A 15,273-nucleotide genomic window follows, 5' to 3' on the forward strand; every position below is an offset into this window, starting at 1 on the left:
AAAAGCGCGCCGTGAAGGGCGCGCAACCGTAGCGTGCGATGTGTCGGCGGGCGTGACGGCGCGGACCCTTGCCGGTGAGCGCCGGCCGTGCCGTCGTGCGGCGCCGACATCGCTTCTTGTGCGGCCTGCTGGTTTGCAGGACTAATGGTTCGTGATATCAGGCCAGTGTATTACGCGGCCACTTCATTCATTTCGCTGTCGTTCGATTCCGCCGCGAGCAGGTTCAGCGCGACCAGGATCGCCGCGCGATTATCGAGGTCGATCTCGATGCCGAGCACGTCGGTCAGCCAGCGGCCGATCTTCGTGTTGGAAAAATCCCCGGCATCGGCCGTCTTTTTCATCGTGACGCCCAGTTTGACCGCACGATAGTGATAAGAGGGGACCCGATGCCGAGCCGCCACCGCCGAGAGCCCGCCTTTGCCTTCCGAACACCAGCCGAGGCTGCCGGCCAGCACGATGCGCTCGGGTTCGTCGAGTCCTTCGATGAACTCGCGCGCCGCGAGCCGCACGCGCTGCTCGTTCAGCCCGTATTGCAGCAGCACGCTTTGCACCGGATCTTCGAGCGCCTGCGCGTGCAGATCGATTTCCTGCGCCATGCCGTCGTTTTCCATCGACACATTGCGCTGATGGCACGCGCTGCGCAGACAGTCGATCAGATAACGGCGGAAGTAAGCGCACAGTGCATAACCGTTGGACGGCGCGCTGTCGGCGCAGGCGCTCGTGTCGGTGTGGCCGGGCGCGAGGCGCAGCACCTTCGCGTAGATGAACTGCGCGACCAGTTCTTCCTTGTCTTCGCCGAGCGCCTGCAATTCGAGCGGGTGATAGGTCCGCAATGCGCGCTTGACCAGTTCGACCATCGACACCATTTCGTCGGCTGACAGCCGGGTGCGTTTGCGCCATAGCTCGGGCAGAACTGCATCGTCGAGTTGGCGGGCGAACTCGTAGCTCGGGACTGCGCCCATGAAAACCTCCGTCGGAGTTGGCGGAACAGGTTGGCGGGAAGCGCGCAAAACAGCGGCGGATGACGGCGCACGGTAACGATAAGGACCGCGAAGCGTGGGACGGTGCCGGTGAGGCCGCGCTGGAACGTGAATGCAGTATGGTTCGCGGCAATGCCTTCGCCTATATGGATTAAGTGTTAGCTGATGGGTAAACTGCCGGGTAAACCTTCTGACGGATGACGCACTATTCGTCTGAAGAGTCGGCCTTCGCTGTAGAAGAAAACCGTGCGGGTGCTGCGTTGCGACACCCGGCTCGACCCGCGGTTTTGCCGGAGCGCCGGGGCGCCGCCTTGTCGGTGGTACTTCGTCTGCGCTTCGATTCGACGAAATTGCCATGCCCATGGCGATAAAAATGCATGAGATCGGAGTGGGGGCTGAAGCGCCGGCGCCGATCGACACAGGAGACCGCCCCATGCGGGCCGACCCGATCCAGCGTGCCATCGACGAAGACCTCGTGCGGGTGCTGTACGCGCAGGACCCGATCGCGTTCTTTTCGCACTGGTTTTCGATTGCGGTGCTGGTGGCGATCTATTGGCCGCATGTGCCGTCGCCGCCGCTTTTCATCGCGTGCTTCGTTTTTTATGCGCTCGCCAATTGTGCGGGACTTGCGCTGTGGATCTGCAATCGCCGCTATCCGCAACGGGTGTCGCCGCGCGACTGGATCTATCTGCACGCGCTGCGCGGCGTGCTGCTTTACAGCGGACCGGGCTTTGCGGTGTGGTTCGCGTTCCAGAGTCCGCAGGCCGATCTGCCGCTGCTGCACACGGTGATGCTCGTGACGCTGGCGGCCGGCGTGTTCATGTCGAATGGTTTCGACCTCCTGAATTTTTCGACGTCGATTCCGTTTCTGCTGTTGCCGTCGATCGTGCTGCATTTCGGTTCGCACACGTTCGATCGCACGATTCTGGCCATCGTGCTCGCGTTCTTCTTCTGCGCGATCAACGTCTACGCGATGAGCTATCGCAAGCTGTTTCGCCAGGTCGTGCAGGCGCGCGTCGATCAGCAGTACCTCGCGGAATCGCTGGCGGCGCAAAAGCGCGTCGCCGAAGAGGCGAGTCTCGCGAAGACGCGCTTTTTCGCGGCGGCGAGCCACGATCTGCGCCAGCCGCTGCATGCGATCGGACTGCTCGCGGCGTCGCTGAACGATCCGGCGGCGACGCCCGCGCAGCACGCGAAGACCTCCGGGCACATCGTCTACAACGTCGAAGCGCTCAATCAGCTGTTCAATCAGGTGCTCGATCTCGCGCGCCTCGAAAGCGGCGTGACCCAGGTGATCCGGCTGCATTTCCGGCTCTCCGAACTGTTCGAGCGGGTCGGCAGTCAGTATCGTCCGCAGGCGGCGGCCAAGGGGCTCGCGCTGCGCATCGCGCCGACCACGATGGTCGTCTACGACGATCCGGTGCTGCTCGAACGCGTGCTCAGCAATCTGCTGTCGAACGCGGTGCGTTATACCGAGGAAGGCGCGATCTGGCTCGGCTTGCGGCGCGCGGGGCGACAGAAGGGTGGTTATATCGAGGTGCGCGATTCGGGTGTCGGCATTGCGCCGGAAGAGCACGCTCGTATTTTCGAGGAGTTTTATCAGGTCGAGAATCCGCAGCGCGATGCGCGCCAGGGGCATGGTCTCGGGTTGCCGACCGTCAAGCGCCTCGTCGGTCTGCTCGGCGGCGAGCTGCAACTGCGTTCGGCGCCGGGACGCGGCTCGGTGTTCCGCTTTGCGGTGCAGGCGGGCGACGCGAGCGGCATCGTCGCGAGTCTGGACGATACGGTGGCGGGCGGACCGGCCGCGCAGGGGCGACGCGTGCTGTGCATCGACGACGATCCGTCGATACTCGAAGGGCTCGCGAGTCTGCTCGAACGCTGGGGCTGCGAGGTACGCGGCACGCACGACGAAGCCGAGGCGCTCGCCGCGCTCGCGAGCGGCTTCGTGCCCGACGCGGTGCTGTGCGACTACCAGCTCGCCAATCGTCGCACCGGCGCGCAGGCGCTGACGGCGATGCGCGGCGCGCTCACGCGCGCGGGGCACGCGAATGTCGTGACGGTGCTGATTACCGGCGATATGGCATCGGCGGAACTGGCGGCGCTCGCGTTGCAGGGGATTCCGGTGCTGCACAAACCGGTGACGCCGGCGCGGTTGCGGCGCACGTTGGAGATGCTGTGGCAGCAGGCGGAGCTGGATAGCGGGCGAGCGGTGGTGGGGGGCGAAGGGCAGGCGGTGGATCGCACGGGCGACTCCGTCGGCGAATCGCGCCGGGCTGCGGGGGGCGTGGTGGATTGAAGCCGGTGCAAGTTCAGGCAACCGCCTACAACGTCCTCCCCGCCTCCAGCCATCCATTGATCACCGCGATCGCGGTCGAGCGATTGTGCACACCGAGCGCCCGAAAGATCACCGATAGATGGACCTTGACCGTGCCCTCGGCGACGCCGAGATCGCGCGCGATCATCTTGTTGGTCCAGCCGCGATGCACGAGCCGCATGATGTCCTGCTGACGCGGCGACAGATTTTCCAGCAGATGCTGCTGATGCGGCTGCAGCGCTGGTAGCGTCGTGAGCGGTTCGATCTGGCCTGATGCGTTGGGCGCGGTCTGAGCGGCGACGCTGCGGGCTGCGCCTGCTACGCCCGCCACATCGCTATCCCTATGAGCTTGCGCATTCGCGCCCGCTGCACCACCGCCACTTGCCTGCGTCTCCCGCGACCCGAGCAGACTCAACGCCTCCATCGGCACATACGCGCCGCCTGATAGCACCAGCTCGATGGCCTTCAGCATCACGCTGGCCGGCTGCCGCTTCGGCACGAAGCCGAGCGCGCCGGCGGCGAGCACCGCGCGCATTTCGTCGGGCGATTCTTCCGCCGACAGCACCACCACCGGCAGCGCCGGATTGGCCTTGAGCAGCGTTTCGAGTGAGCTCGCGCCGTTCATCCCCGGCATATGCAGATCGACGATCGCGAGATCGTGATTGGCGTCGGGGCGCGCGGCGCTTGCGAGGGTTTCCCAGCTATCGGCTTCATCGAACTGCGCGTCGGCATCGAAGCCGCGCAACATGCCTTTGACGCCTTGCCGGATCAGTTCATGGTCGTCGGCCACAAGAAACTTCATGATGTCTCCGCGAGTCGAGCCTGTCCGTTGAGGGCTGCCGCCGTTTCTGGAGTGCTTACTGCTGGTCCTCGTGACACGCATCATGGCCGGTCTTGCGCGCTGCCGTGCCGGTCGTCGGACCGGTGGCAGGCCGACTCGTCTGTCGCGAGCCGTGCGGTCTTTTCATCCTGTTCCGGATGTTAATGCAGGGAGGTCTCCCGCGCATAGGCGTCGGTTTGCTACGTAGACGAGCCGCACGGTCCGTTTTTTAAGCGCGGCGGCGCGCGTGTCAGCGGTTTATGCCGGCCGGATCGACGCGCGAGGCCGGGCTGAAATCGCGCCGCTATTTGACGGCGAATAACGTCGCATTCATCAGCAGTTTGAAGGCGAAACCGAGCGACATCGCGGCGGCCACGCCGCCGCACCACAGCATGGCGAACCAGAGCCAGCCCGGCAGTTTGCGCTTGCGCGAGGTCGAAGCGGCAGCGTGAGCAGCGACGTGAGCGGCGAGCGGCACGGAAGCCGCGGCGCAAACTTCCTCGCTGGAATCCGCCGTGGGCATCCCGGCGCGAGCCCGCGCGCCGCGCGTTTCAGTGATAGTGATGTTGGTCGTCATGGCGCACCTTGCCTCGAAAGACCCAGTAACCCATCGTCGTGTACGCGATGATGATCGGCAGGATCACCGCCGCGCCGACCAGCGTGAAGGTCTGGCTGGTTCGTGGCGCGGCGGCCTCCCACAGCGTCATGCTCGACGGAATCGCGTACGGCCACAAACTGACCAGCAGGCCGAGATAGCCGAGCAGCACGAGCGTCAGCGCGAGCACGAACGGCGTGTTGTGATGCCGCGCGCTCACCGCGCGATGCATGAAGAACGCGCAGACCGCGACGAGGAACGGCACCGGCAGCAGACGGTAGAAAATCCCGTCATGGAACCAGCGTTGCGCGATGCCCGCGTCCATCAGCGGCGTCCACAGGCTGACCACCACGATGAAGCCGAGCAGTACCAGCGTGAGCGGCCACACCACGCGATGCAGGCGTCGCTGCAGATCGCCTTCGGTCTTCGCGACCAGCCAGCAGCAGCCGAGCAGCGCATAGGTCGCGACGAGGCCGAGGCCGGTCAGCAGGCTGAACGGCGTGAGCCAGCTGAACGCGTCGCCGGCATAGGCACCGTCGACGACCGGAATGCCTTGCAGGAACGCGCCGAGTACGATGCCCTGGAAGAACGTCGCGCCCGCCGAGCCGCCGATGAACGCAAGGTCCCACAGGTGCTTCGTGCGACGCGCCTTGGCGCGGATCTCGAACGACACGCCACGGAAAATCAGGCACACGAGCATGAATACGAGCGGCAGATAGAGCGCCGACAGCACGGTCGCATAGACCACCGGAAACACCGCGAACAGCGCGGCGCCGCCGAGCACGAGCCAGGTTTCGTTGCCGTCCCACACCGGCGCGACCGTGTTCATCATCAGGTCGCGTTCCTTCTCGTCCGGGAAGAACGGGAAGACGATGCCGATGCCGAGGTCGAAGCCGTCCAGCACCACGTACATGAAAAGGCCTAGCGCGATGATCGCGGCCCATACGACGGTTACGTCCATAGTCTTTCTCTTGATGCGTGGGTTAGACGGCGTCGATCATCTGATCGGCGGCGGACAGTGGGCGGCGCGCGGTCTGCGCGGGCGTGGGTGGCGGCAGCTCGTGCGGATGGTCGTGCGACCCGCTGCCCGGCAGCGCCGGACCTTTGCGCATCAGCTTCAGCATGTAGTAGATGCCGGTGCCGAACACGAGGAAATAGACGACCACGAAGGTCATCAGCGACAACCCGACCTGCTGCGCGGTGAGCGGCGACACCGCCTGCGACGTGCGCATCACGCCGTACACGACCCACGGCTGACGGCCCGCTTCGGTCGTGACCCAACCGGCCAGCAGCGTGATGAAGCCGCTCGGCCCCATCGCGACGCACAGGCGCTGGAACCATATCGCTTCGAACAGGCGGCCGCGGCGGCGCAGCACCCATGCGGCGATCGACATCGCGATCATCAGCACGCCGAGCCCCGCCATGATGCGGAAGCTCCAGAACACCACGGTCGAATTCGGGCGGTCCTCCGGCGGGAATTCCTTCAGGCCGCGAATTTCGCCGTCCCAGCTATGCGTGAGAATCAGGCTGCCGAGGTGCGGAATCGATACCGCGTAGCGGGTGGTTTCGGCCTTCATGTCGGGGATGCCGAACAGGTTCAGCGCGGTGCCGCCTTTTTCGGTTTCCCACAGACCTTCGATCGCCGCGATCTTCGCCGGCTGATACTCGCGCGTGTTCAGACCATGCTGATCGCCGACGAAAGCCTGGATCGGCGTGAGGATCAGCAGCAGCCACAGCGCCATCGAGAACATTTTCTTCACGGCCGGATCGCGCCGGCCGCGCAGCAGATGCCACGCGCCGACCGCCGCGACCACCAGCCCCGCGACGATGAACGCCGCGAGCGCCATATGCGCGAGACGGTACGGGAACGACGGATTGAAGATGATCTTGAACCAGTCGAGCGGCACGACCTGGCCATTGACGACTTCGAAGCCTTGCGGCGTCTGCATCCAGCTGTTCGATGCGAGAATCCAGAAGGTCGAGATCAGCGTGCCGATCGCGACCATCAGCGTCGCGCCGAAGTGTGCGCGCGGACTCACGCGCTGCCAGCCGAACAGCATGATGCCGAGGAAGCCCGCTTCGAGGAAGAACGCGGTCATCACCTCGTACATCAGCAACGGACCGGTGACCGGGCCGGCGAAACTGGAGAAGCCCGACCAGTTGGTGCCGAACTGATAGCTCATCACGACGCCGGAAACGACGCCCATACCGAAGGCGACCGCGAAGATTTTCGACCAGAACAGACAAAGATCTTTGTAATACGTCTTACCGGTTTGCAGCCAGCGCCATTCGAGCACGGCGATAAAACTGGCGAGGCCAATACTCAATGCGGGAAAAACGATATGAAAAGAAACAGTGAACGCGAATTGAATGCGGGCTAGATCGAATGCCGATATTGTGGAACTCATAAGCGTGTTGTGCGTGATAGCCGCGAGAGCGGACTTACGCGCGTCGACCGATGTCGGTGCGCACTGCTCGTGGCAGATGACGCCAGCGTAGGGGATCGAAGAAAATTGTGCTGCAACGCGACGTGCGTCAAAGAACCACGTTGTTTTCTCTAAAAGGCGCGAATTGATACTGCAAGTTCTTGATGGGCATCAATTTTTGCCCGACAGATGAAGAGCGGTCGCTTCGCCCGTCGCTGAGGGGCTGCGTCAATCTGCGTCAGTCGATTGCGCCGCAGCAAACGGCGTCACCACACTTCGCGCAGCCTGGTTCCGCATGCTTGTGTGCAAGGTCCGTCGTCAACCGACAATCGATCCATCCGAACCGACTTCCTGGATTCGCGCGCTAGCCAGGCGATTTTTTTACTTCTACGATGCTCGTTGCCGCATTGCCGCATTGCCGTTTCAGCGCGTTTCTTTTCTTTATTTGCTGCGCATTAGCCAATTCACCAGCCAGTTCGCTATTTGGGTCGTATTCGCCGTTTTTGCGTTAGGTGCGTTGAACTGCTATTGATTCCGGCTTCGTTCTGGATGTCGCTTTTTGCGCGTTGTCTCGCCTCGTCATTCAGCCGTAGGTCCTGCCGTGCCGCGATTGCGCAAACACGGCGAGCGGATTCGCACGGCGCCCGCGTATTGCTATCAACGCATTGCTATCAATTCTGTCACGCATGACCGGCATGCTTTAACCACGGCTTCGGCTTTATTCCGCTTCATTGAGCTTCATCCCCCTGCCGGCGACGGCACACTTCATCCCTTAGGAGTCAGCAGATGAGCACGATTAAAACCAAAGACGGCACGTCGATTTTCTACAAGGACTGGGGCAAGGGACGCCCGGTCGTGTTTTCTCACGGCTGGCCGCTTACCGCCGATGCGTGGGATGCGCAGATGCTGTTTCTCGGCAGCAAGGGCTTTCGCGTGATTGCGCACGACCGGCGCGGCCACGGCCGCTCGGAGCAGCCGTGGGACGGCAACGATATGGACACCTATGCCGACGATCTGGCCGCGCTGATCGAGCATCTCGATCTGCAGGACGCGACGCTGGTCGGTCACTCGACGGGCGGCGGCGAGGTTGCGCACTACATCGGCCGGCATGGCACCGCGCGCGTCGCGAAGGCGGTGCTGATCGGCGCGGTGCCTCCGCTGATGCTGAAGACCGCGGGCAATCCGCTCGGCCTGCCGATCGACGTGTTCGACGGCATCCGCAAGGGCGTCGTCGACGATCGCTCGCAGTTCTTCAAGGATCTGGCGGTGCCGTTCCACGGCTATAACCGGCCGGGAGCGAAGGTCTCGCAGGGCGTGATCGATTCGTTCTGGCGCCAGGGCATGGCCGGTTCGATCAAGGGGCTGTACGAGTGCATCAAGCAGTTCTCCGAAGTCGACTACACCGAAGACCTGAAGAAGATCGACGTGCCGACGCTGGTGCTGCACGGCGACGACGACCAGATCGTGCCGATCGATGCAGCCGGCCGGCGCACCGCGGAAATCGTGAAGAACGCGACGCTGAAGGTTTATCCGGGCGGCCAGCACGGCATGTGCACGGTCGAGGCCGACAAGGTCAACGCCGATCTGCTCGAGTTCATCGGCGCCTGATGCGGTAGAAGGGCAAAACCCGTGCGGGCCGACTCCGCCCGCGCGGGTTCGTGTTTTTCCATTCGATAACTGAACGAAGCCAATTCACGGAGGAAAGAAGCGGTCTAAGTTATACGATGTCGCATAAATAATCACTTCCTATCTCCTTGATCTATAAAGAGATAATGGCTGAATCCTTGATGATTTAAGGGTAAATGCCTAGTTGAATTCCGCTTCTTCATCGTCGATAGTACGTTATCGTACAACTTGGGTGTGTTATGCGACGCGCACAGCGCGACTCCGCCGGCCGCTCAAGCTCTCCCTCTGTTCTCGGTAGACCTCGCGCGCGGCGCAGCAAAGGAACCCTTATGAAGAAGATTGCCCTCAGTGGCGCCGGCGGTCAGCTCGGCTCCGTGGTACGTGCGGAATTCGTCGCGCGCGGCATTCCGTTGCGCTCGGCCGCGGGCTCGAAAACGCTCACGCCGCTGGTCGACGGCGAGGACGTGATGAACGGCGACCTGCGCGATCCGGCGATTGTCGACCGCCTGCTGAACGGCGTCGACGTGCTGATCCATTTCGCCGGCACCAGCGTCGAGCGTCCGCTGCCCGAGATCATCGAAAACAATCTGCGCGGTCTCGTCGAAGTCTACGAAGGCGCGCGCCGCAACGGCGTGAAGCGCATCGTGTTCGCGAGCTCGAATCACGCGATCGGCATGTATCCGGTCACCGAGCCTCTGAGCCTCGATTGCGAACTGCGCCCGGACGGCTTCTACGGTTTGTCGAAAGTGTGGGGCGAAGCGCTCGCGCGCATGTACTGGGACAAGCACGGCATCGAGAGCGTGTGCGTGCGGATCGGTAGCTGCCTCGAGAAACCGACCGAGCAGCGTCACCTGAGCACCTGGTTCGGCCACAAGGACCTGTTCCATTTCCTCGATCGCTGCATCGAAGCGCAAGACGTCGGCTTCCTGACCATCTGGGGCGTGTCGGCCAATACGCGCAGCTGGTGGGACAACAGCGGCGCCGCGCGTCTGGGCTACGAGCCGAAGCAGAACGCCGAGGACTACGCCGTGGAGATCGAGGCGCGCCCGAATCCGCTCGATGAGTTGTGCCAGCGCTTCCAGGGCGGCAGCTTCGTCGGCATCGACTATTCGCGCAAGGCTTAAGTCCCGGGCACTTCGACGGGCAATGCATCACGAGGAGACGTAGCAATGAAGATCAAGGGAATTCGCTGGTGGATGGTGGGTCTGGTCGCGGCCGGACTGATCATCAATTACCTTGCGCGCAATACGCTGTCGGTCGCGGCACCGACGATGATGAAAGAACTCAACATCACGACCGAGCAGTACTCGCACGTGGTCGTGGCGTGGCAGCTCTGCTATGCGTTCATGCAGCCGGTCGCCGGTTTCGTGCTCGACACGATCGGCACCAAGATCGGCTTCGCGGTGTTCGCGCTCGCGTGGTCGGTGGCGTGCGCGGCGGCCGCGTGGGCGACGGGCTGGCGCAGTCTCGCGGTGTTTCGCGGCATCCTCGGTCTCGCGGAATCGGCCGGTATTCCGGCCGGCGTGAAGGCGACGAGCGAGTGGTTCCCCGCGAAGGAGCGCTCGGTGGCGATCGGCTGGTTCAACATCGGCTCGTCGATCGGCGCGCTGCTCGCACCGCCGCTCGTCGTGTGGGCGCTGTTTCACGGCAAGTGGCAACTCGCGTTCGTGATCGTCGGCGTGGCGGGCATCGTGTGGAGCGTGCTGTGGATGCTCGTCTACAAGCATCCGCGCAATCAGAAGCTGCTCGGCGACGACGAGCGCGACTACATTCTGAGCGGCCAGGAAGCCAAGCATAGCGACGACGTCAGCACGCCGAAGCGCAACTGGCGCGCGATGCTCGCGAGCCGCGATTTCTGGGCGATCGGTATTCCGCGGATTCTGTCCGAACCGGCGTGGCAAACGTTCAACGCGTGGATTCCGCTGTACATGATGACCGAGCGTCACATGAACCTGAAGGAAGTTGCGCTGTACGCGTGGATGCCGTTCCTCGCGGCCGATATCGGCTGTGTGCTCGGCGGTTATCTGAGCCCGCTGTTCCACAAGTACGCGAAGGTGTCGCTGTTCACGTCGCGAAAGATGGTGTTCGTGGTCGGCGCGCTGTTCATGATCGGACCGGCGTGCGTGGGGCTGGTCGAGAGCCCGTACGTGGCGGTGGCGCTGCTGTGCGTCGGCGGCTTTGCGCACCAGACGCTGTCGGGCGCACTGTACGCGATCACCTCCGACATGTTCGGCAAGAACGAAGTCGCGACCGCGACCGGCATGGGCGGCATGGCCGGCTATCTGGGCGCGGCGGCGTTCACCGCGCTGTTCGGCGTGCTGGTCACGCAGATCGGCTATAGCCCGCTGTTCGTCGTGCTGGCGGTGTTCGACCTGATCGCCGCGGCGGTGGTCTGCCTGATGGCGAAGAGCTCGGACAAGGCGCCGGAGCCGAAGTGGAGTGGGGCGGGGCCGGTGACGGTGAAGTGATATGGAATGACGGTCGGCGGCTTTAGTGGGTCGACTGCGTAATTGATGTGAGAGGCGGCGTCCATTTGAGTGGGCGCCGTTTTTTTTGTTTGGGGGTTCTGGTCATCGAATCCCGCATCGAGGAAGAGTTTGCAGAGCATTACCGAGACTGGAAGGCGGTGTTCGATTTCTTCGGATTCGTTTGAAACCGACGCATGGCATCGACCTGATGTGTTGCGACGAGTGGGCTATGTGCTGAGAAGCCGCTTCAACTCTTCGAGGAACGATGCCGTCGTGTAGCCCCACAGTTTTGGAGAGAAATTTCGCCCATAGTCTTTTTTGAACGCGGAATCTAAATCATTCGGATGTTCATTTATGAATGAATTTGCTTCATCAATTATTCCAAGTTGATTTTCCCGTGGGCAATCTCTTTTGTAGCAAGCGATTATTTCGGGGAGCGTGTCTCCCCATATATCCGAATCCTCATTGAGGTATGCGCCAAATAGCTGATACATGTAGGGGTAGCGAGTTGATAACATAGGCTTCATTTATCCAATGTAAGCAGTAACAATATAGTATGGCATCCCGTTGTAGGTTTTATATTTCAGAACAACCACAACTTCATTCATTGGCGTCAATTTTCCTGTCTCTCGTGTTATGCCATAACCGACGTCGCCTACCACACGTCGCTTCAGAGTAAGAGGGCCACCTCCACCTGAGGACTGCGCCCAGTTTCTGATGTTTGTCGCATTGCTACGCATAACTTCCGAGATCGCCCATTCTGCCCGTTCAAGGTTCGTGAACGACGAAACCTGTTCTCGCTGTGGTTCCAGTCTGAGCCTTTCACGCAACTCGGCTTCAGTCCGCCCAATATGCTTTCGCAGCGTATGCCCACCAATCTGGCTGCCGTTTTTCGCCTCATGCATTTCCAGGTTGACCCGGCCCATCACGATCCGCGAAGCCCTTACGGCTTTGAGCGATCCCGCGAAACCAAACGGCACGGCCAGATCGAGCGACAAGCCGATATTGTTCGCCATGTCGGGGCTGGCTTTCATCGCCTCGGCTAGCTTCGTGGCGCCCTGGTAAGTCAGCGTCGCCGTATCTCGTGCCGTCCAGATCTGACGTAGGCCGCCCGCCGCGGTATCGGAGCCGTGTGCGCCGAACACGATGCACCCAGCTTTGCTTGCCATCGTCGGTTCTGGCATCACACACAGCGCTCCGGCTCCGACCATTTCCAACAGGCCACCGACAAGCTGCAATCCACCCCACAGCCGGTTGGTAACCATTTCTGTGGAGCTGATCGAGTGCCGACCAAGCACCGCTACCAGTTCGGCGCACTGAGCACGACGCGCACGCCATCTCCATCCTGTTCGAGCGGCATTCCGTAGTCCTTTGTGATTATTCGAGGCCGCGAAGATAGCAGCCGACCCTAGGGACAGGAAATGGGCGATGGATGATTTTTATGTCCGATCGGCCAACTAATAGGAGACATTCAGACTTCAGACTGCTCGGGGTCATACGCTGGTTGAAGCGCATGAGCAGTGCGGTTCGACGTGAAAGTCCGGATCGAATATGCGCTTCACCATGGACTCGCCATGCGCTCGAGAATATGATCGCGACCTTCCCGGCATTCCGTGAGGCATGCTAAAAATAACCGGTTCGAGTAACTCTTAACAAATGACCTCACGCACATGGGCAGATCTCGAAAAATTTATTCGAGAAGAAACCGGAATTTCCGACAGAAAACCGGTCGAGAGGAATCTGGATGTGGTGTTTGACCTGGGCCAGGAAGGCGATGAGGCGGACGAATTTATGGGTAAATTCTTCGAGCGCTTTGAGATCGAAGTAGGGGATTACGACTTTGGGCTCTATTTCATGATGGAGGGCGAAGGCCTGCTCTATCATTTATTCAGAAAATTTATCCGGAGAAAGCCTCACACATTCCGGCGAGAGGTCCTGACGGTTGGCATGCTTTACAACGTCATTCTCAAGGGGAAATGGGAGTGTGACGCGATATCTGAAGGAAAATATAGTTGACCGCATCATCGTCCCTCACACACGTTCATCAACCATCCACGCATAAAAAAACGCCGCCGCGTCGTCCCCGTCTACAACGAGGAACGGCCGCAGCGGCGTGATTGATGTGGCGAGTCGGCGCGAATTTACGCCGTCTTCTGCCCAATCTCATGATTCGCGAGCACCTCAAGCGCGCGCACCATCGCCGAGTGATCCCACGCCTTGCCGCCATGCGCGACGCACGCATTGAACAGCGCCTGGCAGGTCGCAGTGTTCGGCAGCGACACGCCGAGCGCCTGCGCGGTCGACAGCGCGAGATTCAGGTCCTTCTGATGCAGCTCGATGCGGAAGCCCGGGTCGAAGGTGCGCTTCGTCATGCGCTCGCCGTGCACTTCGAGAATCCGCGACGACGCGAAACCGCCCATCAGCGCCTCGCGCACGCGCGCCGCATCGACGCCGGCCTTCGACGCCAGCAGCAGCGCTTCGCCGACCGCCTCGATGGTCGCCGCGACGATCACCTGGTTGGCGACCTTGCACACCTGGCCCGCGCCGACCGCGCCGATCAGCGTGACGTTCTTGCCCATCATGTCGAAGAGCGGCTTCACACTGTCGAACGTGGCCTGCTCGCCGCCGACCATGATGGTCAGCGAGCCGGCCTTCGCGCCGACTTCGCCGCCCGACACCGGCGCGTCGAGATAATCGGCGCCGGTCTCGCGCACGCGCGCCGCGAAATCGCGGGTCGCCATCGGCGAGATCGAGCTCATGTCGACCACGGTCTGGCCCGCGCGCAGTGCGCTCGCGAGGCCGTTTTCGCCGAACAGCACGCGCTCGACGTCCGGCGTGTCCGGCACCATGATGAAAATCACGTCCGCGTGCGCGGCGACCGCCGCCGGGTTGTCGCAGGCGACGGCGCCGGCCTGCGTGAGCTCGGCGGGCACGCCGCTGCGCGTGAACGCCGCGAGCGACACGCCGTTTTTCAGAAGGTTGGCGGCCATGGGCTTGCCCATGATGCCGAGTCCGATAAAGCCTGCTTTTTGCATGGAATGCTCCGAAGATGTCGTGGCGGCGACGCTCAGGCTTCGCCCGCCGGTTTCTGCATGAAGTGTTTCTGCGCCGCCTGCGCGGCGCCCTTGAGCAGCCCGAGATCCGCGCAGACCGCGACGACGCGCGCGCCCATCGACAGATAACGTTCCGCCTCGGCCTGCACCGGTGCGAGGATGCCGCTCGATTTGCCGGCCGCCTGCGCGCGCTCGAACACATGCGCGATCGCCTGCTGCACGTCCGGATGGTTCGCGTTGCCGAGGTGGCCGTACGAGGCCGCGAGGTCGGACGGACCGATGAACACCGCGTCGATGCCGTCCACCGCGAGGATGCTGTCGATCGCCTCGACCGCCTTGCGGCTTTCGATCTGCGGGATCACGCAGAGGTTGTCGTTGACGATCGCGAAGTAATCGGCGACGGTGCCGTAGCGGTTGCCGCGATGGCCAACCGACACGCCGCGAATGCCCTGCGGCGGGTAGCGCGTCGACGCGACCGCGCGGGCGGCGTCGTCGGCGCTGTCGACGAAGGGCACGAGGAAATTGGAGAAGCCGCTGTCGAGAAAGCGCTTGATCACGACGCTGTCGTTGGCCGGCGGACGCACGACCGGCGCGCTGCCGCTGTCCTTCAGCGCCATCAGTTGCGGGATCAGCGTGAGCACGTCGTTGGGCGCGTGCTCGGCGTCCAGCAGCATCCAGTCGAAGCCGACCGTGCCCAGCAGTTCGGTGGCGATCGGGCTGGCGAGCGAGGCCCAGCAACCGATCTGCGTGTGTCCTTCACGCACCGCGCGACGGAAGCGGTTGGGCAGGGACTGGTAGGGCGTGACAACGGGCATGCGGTATCTCCTCGAACTACGATGGATCGGGAACAGGCTCGGTCGACGCCCGATAACCCGCGAAATGCGAGGTTATAAGTCGTCGTACGTCTAGTCGCAGATTAGCATTGGCGTCCGTGGTTGTAACGGGCACGTAAACCCGAATATCCTGATCTGACAAGCGTTTCGGGTTGCAT

Annotated in this window: 14 protein-coding genes; 5 read left to right on the plus strand and 9 right to left on the minus strand. The window is 62.3% G+C overall.

The genetic code is table 11. From position 1 onward, the window contains the following. Positions 1 to 170: 170 nt before the first annotated feature. Positions 171 to 962, minus strand: a complete 792-nt coding sequence (locus HHL14_RS25030) for a hypothetical protein (RefSeq protein WP_169500271.1) — start codon at positions 960 to 962, stop codon at positions 171 to 173. A gap of 451 nt (positions 963 to 1,413) precedes the next feature. Here HHL14_RS25030 and HHL14_RS25035 point away from each other — a divergent pair, with 451 nt between their 5' ends. Further along, positions 1,414 to 3,276 carry an ATP-binding response regulator gene (locus tag HHL14_RS25035; protein ID WP_230413182.1) on the plus strand — a complete coding sequence of 621 codons (1,863 nt, stop codon included), beginning with the start codon at positions 1,414 to 1,416 and terminating at the stop codon, positions 3,274 to 3,276. 25 nt (positions 3,277 to 3,301) lie between these two features. Here the strand turns inward: HHL14_RS25035 and HHL14_RS25040 are convergent, their stop codons facing one another. The 4 genes from HHL14_RS25040 to HHL14_RS25055 form a co-directional block, all read right to left on the minus strand. Continuing rightward, positions 3,302 to 4,096 carry a response regulator transcription factor gene (locus HHL14_RS25040; RefSeq protein WP_169500272.1) on the minus strand — a complete coding sequence of 265 codons (795 nt, stop codon included), beginning with the start codon at positions 4,094 to 4,096 and terminating at the stop codon, positions 3,302 to 3,304. 322 nt (positions 4,097 to 4,418) lie between these two features. After that, positions 4,419 to 4,691, minus strand: a complete 273-nt coding sequence (locus HHL14_RS25045) for a hypothetical protein (protein WP_169500228.1) — start codon at positions 4,689 to 4,691, stop codon at positions 4,419 to 4,421. Then, positions 4,666 to 5,670 (minus strand): cytochrome d ubiquinol oxidase subunit II, encoded by a 1,005-nt coding sequence (gene cydB / locus HHL14_RS25050; RefSeq protein WP_169500273.1) that lies wholly within the window; start codon positions 5,668 to 5,670, stop codon positions 4,666 to 4,668. Before cydB ends, HHL14_RS25045 begins: the two co-directional genes overlap by 26 nt. Before the next feature lie 22 nt (positions 5,671 to 5,692). Further along, positions 5,693 to 7,117 (minus strand): cytochrome ubiquinol oxidase subunit I, encoded by a 1,425-nt coding sequence (locus tag HHL14_RS25055; RefSeq protein WP_169500274.1) that lies wholly within the window; start codon positions 7,115 to 7,117, stop codon positions 5,693 to 5,695. Positions 7,118 to 7,921: 804 nt separating this feature from the next. On the opposite strand from HHL14_RS25055, the gene HHL14_RS25060 reads away from it, so the two are divergent. The 3 genes from HHL14_RS25060 to HHL14_RS25070 all read left to right on the plus strand — a co-directional run bounded on the left by HHL14_RS25060 (position 7,922) and on the right by HHL14_RS25070 (position 11,229). After that, positions 7,922 to 8,743, plus strand: coding sequence for an alpha/beta fold hydrolase (locus tag HHL14_RS25060; protein WP_169500275.1), 822 nt, complete (start codon positions 7,922 to 7,924; stop codon positions 8,741 to 8,743). Positions 8,744 to 9,090: 347 nt separating this feature from the next. Then, positions 9,091 to 9,885: an NAD-dependent epimerase/dehydratase family protein gene (locus HHL14_RS25065; RefSeq protein ID WP_169500276.1), complete on the plus strand. Its 795-nt coding sequence runs from the start codon at positions 9,091 to 9,093 to the stop codon at positions 9,883 to 9,885. Between the two features lie 45 nt (positions 9,886 to 9,930). Beyond that, the gene (locus HHL14_RS25070) at positions 9,931 to 11,229 is read left to right on the plus strand and encodes an MFS transporter (RefSeq protein WP_169500277.1); all 1,299 of its coding nucleotides are present in this window, start codon (positions 9,931 to 9,933) and stop codon (positions 11,227 to 11,229) included. Positions 11,230 to 11,456: 227 nt separating this feature from the next. On the opposite strand, the gene HHL14_RS25075 is transcribed toward HHL14_RS25070, so the two are convergent. Together HHL14_RS25075 and HHL14_RS25080 are read right to left on the minus strand one after the other, a co-directional pair. After that, positions 11,457 to 11,756 carry a contact-dependent growth inhibition system immunity protein gene (locus HHL14_RS25075; RefSeq protein WP_329601726.1) on the minus strand — a complete coding sequence of 100 codons (300 nt, stop codon included), beginning with the start codon at positions 11,754 to 11,756 and terminating at the stop codon, positions 11,457 to 11,459. Next, positions 11,757 to 12,494, minus strand: a complete 738-nt coding sequence (locus HHL14_RS25080) for an RNase A-like domain-containing protein (protein WP_407945305.1) — start codon at positions 12,492 to 12,494, stop codon at positions 11,757 to 11,759. 391 nt (positions 12,495 to 12,885) lie between these two features. Here HHL14_RS25080 and HHL14_RS25085 point away from each other — a divergent pair, with 391 nt between their 5' ends. Next, positions 12,886 to 13,245, plus strand: a complete 360-nt coding sequence (locus tag HHL14_RS25085; protein WP_169500279.1) for a DUF1493 family protein — start codon at positions 12,886 to 12,888, stop codon at positions 13,243 to 13,245. A gap of 125 nt (positions 13,246 to 13,370) precedes the next feature. On the opposite strand, the gene HHL14_RS25090 is transcribed toward HHL14_RS25085, so the two are convergent. Together HHL14_RS25090 and garL are read right to left on the minus strand one after the other, a co-directional pair. Then, positions 13,371 to 14,300, minus strand: coding sequence for a 2-hydroxy-3-oxopropionate reductase (locus HHL14_RS25090; RefSeq protein WP_268966643.1), 930 nt, complete (start codon positions 14,298 to 14,300; stop codon positions 13,371 to 13,373). Beyond that, complete coding sequence (gene garL / locus HHL14_RS25095) at positions 14,297 to 15,097, minus strand: 2-dehydro-3-deoxyglucarate aldolase (protein WP_169500281.1); 801 nt, start codon at positions 15,095 to 15,097, stop codon at positions 14,297 to 14,299. Before garL ends, HHL14_RS25090 begins: the two co-directional genes overlap by 4 nt. Positions 15,098 to 15,273 lie beyond the last annotated feature (176 nt).

Source organism: Paraburkholderia antibiotica (assembly GCF_012927125.1).
In the GTDB taxonomy this organism is placed as follows: domain Bacteria; phylum Pseudomonadota; class Gammaproteobacteria; order Burkholderiales; family Burkholderiaceae; genus Paraburkholderia; species Paraburkholderia antibiotica.

Coding starts and splice junctions, on each gene's coding strand:
- HHL14_RS25045 (WP_169500228.1), bottom strand. CDS start 4,691: ATGACGACCAACATCACTATCACTGAAACGCGCGGCGCGCGGGCTCGC.
- HHL14_RS25085 (WP_169500279.1), top strand. CDS start 12,886: ATGACCTCACGCACATGGGCAGATCTCGAAAAATTTATTCGAGAAGAA.
- HHL14_RS25075 (WP_329601726.1), bottom strand. CDS start 11,756: ATGAAGCCTATGTTATCAACTCGCTACCCCTACATGTATCAGCTATTT.
- HHL14_RS25055 (WP_169500274.1), bottom strand. CDS start 7,117: ATGAGTTCCACAATATCGGCATTCGATCTAGCCCGCATTCAATTCGCG.
- HHL14_RS25040 (WP_169500272.1), bottom strand. CDS start 4,096: ATGAAGTTTCTTGTGGCCGACGACCATGAACTGATCCGGCAAGGCGTC.
- HHL14_RS25030 (WP_169500271.1), bottom strand. CDS start 962: ATGGGCGCAGTCCCGAGCTACGAGTTCGCCCGCCAACTCGACGATGCA.
- garL (WP_169500281.1), bottom strand. CDS start 15,097: ATGCCCGTTGTCACGCCCTACCAGTCCCTGCCCAACCGCTTCCGTCGC.
- HHL14_RS25035 (WP_230413182.1), top strand. CDS start 1,414: ATGCGGGCCGACCCGATCCAGCGTGCCATCGACGAAGACCTCGTGCGG.
- HHL14_RS25065 (WP_169500276.1), top strand. CDS start 9,091: ATGAAGAAGATTGCCCTCAGTGGCGCCGGCGGTCAGCTCGGCTCCGTG.
- HHL14_RS25060 (WP_169500275.1), top strand. CDS start 7,922: ATGAGCACGATTAAAACCAAAGACGGCACGTCGATTTTCTACAAGGAC.
- HHL14_RS25070 (WP_169500277.1), top strand. CDS start 9,931: ATGAAGATCAAGGGAATTCGCTGGTGGATGGTGGGTCTGGTCGCGGCC.
- HHL14_RS25080 (WP_407945305.1), bottom strand. CDS start 12,494: ATGGTTACCAACCGGCTGTGGGGTGGATTGCAGCTTGTCGGTGGCCTG.
- cydB (WP_169500273.1), bottom strand. CDS start 5,670: ATGGACGTAACCGTCGTATGGGCCGCGATCATCGCGCTAGGCCTTTTC.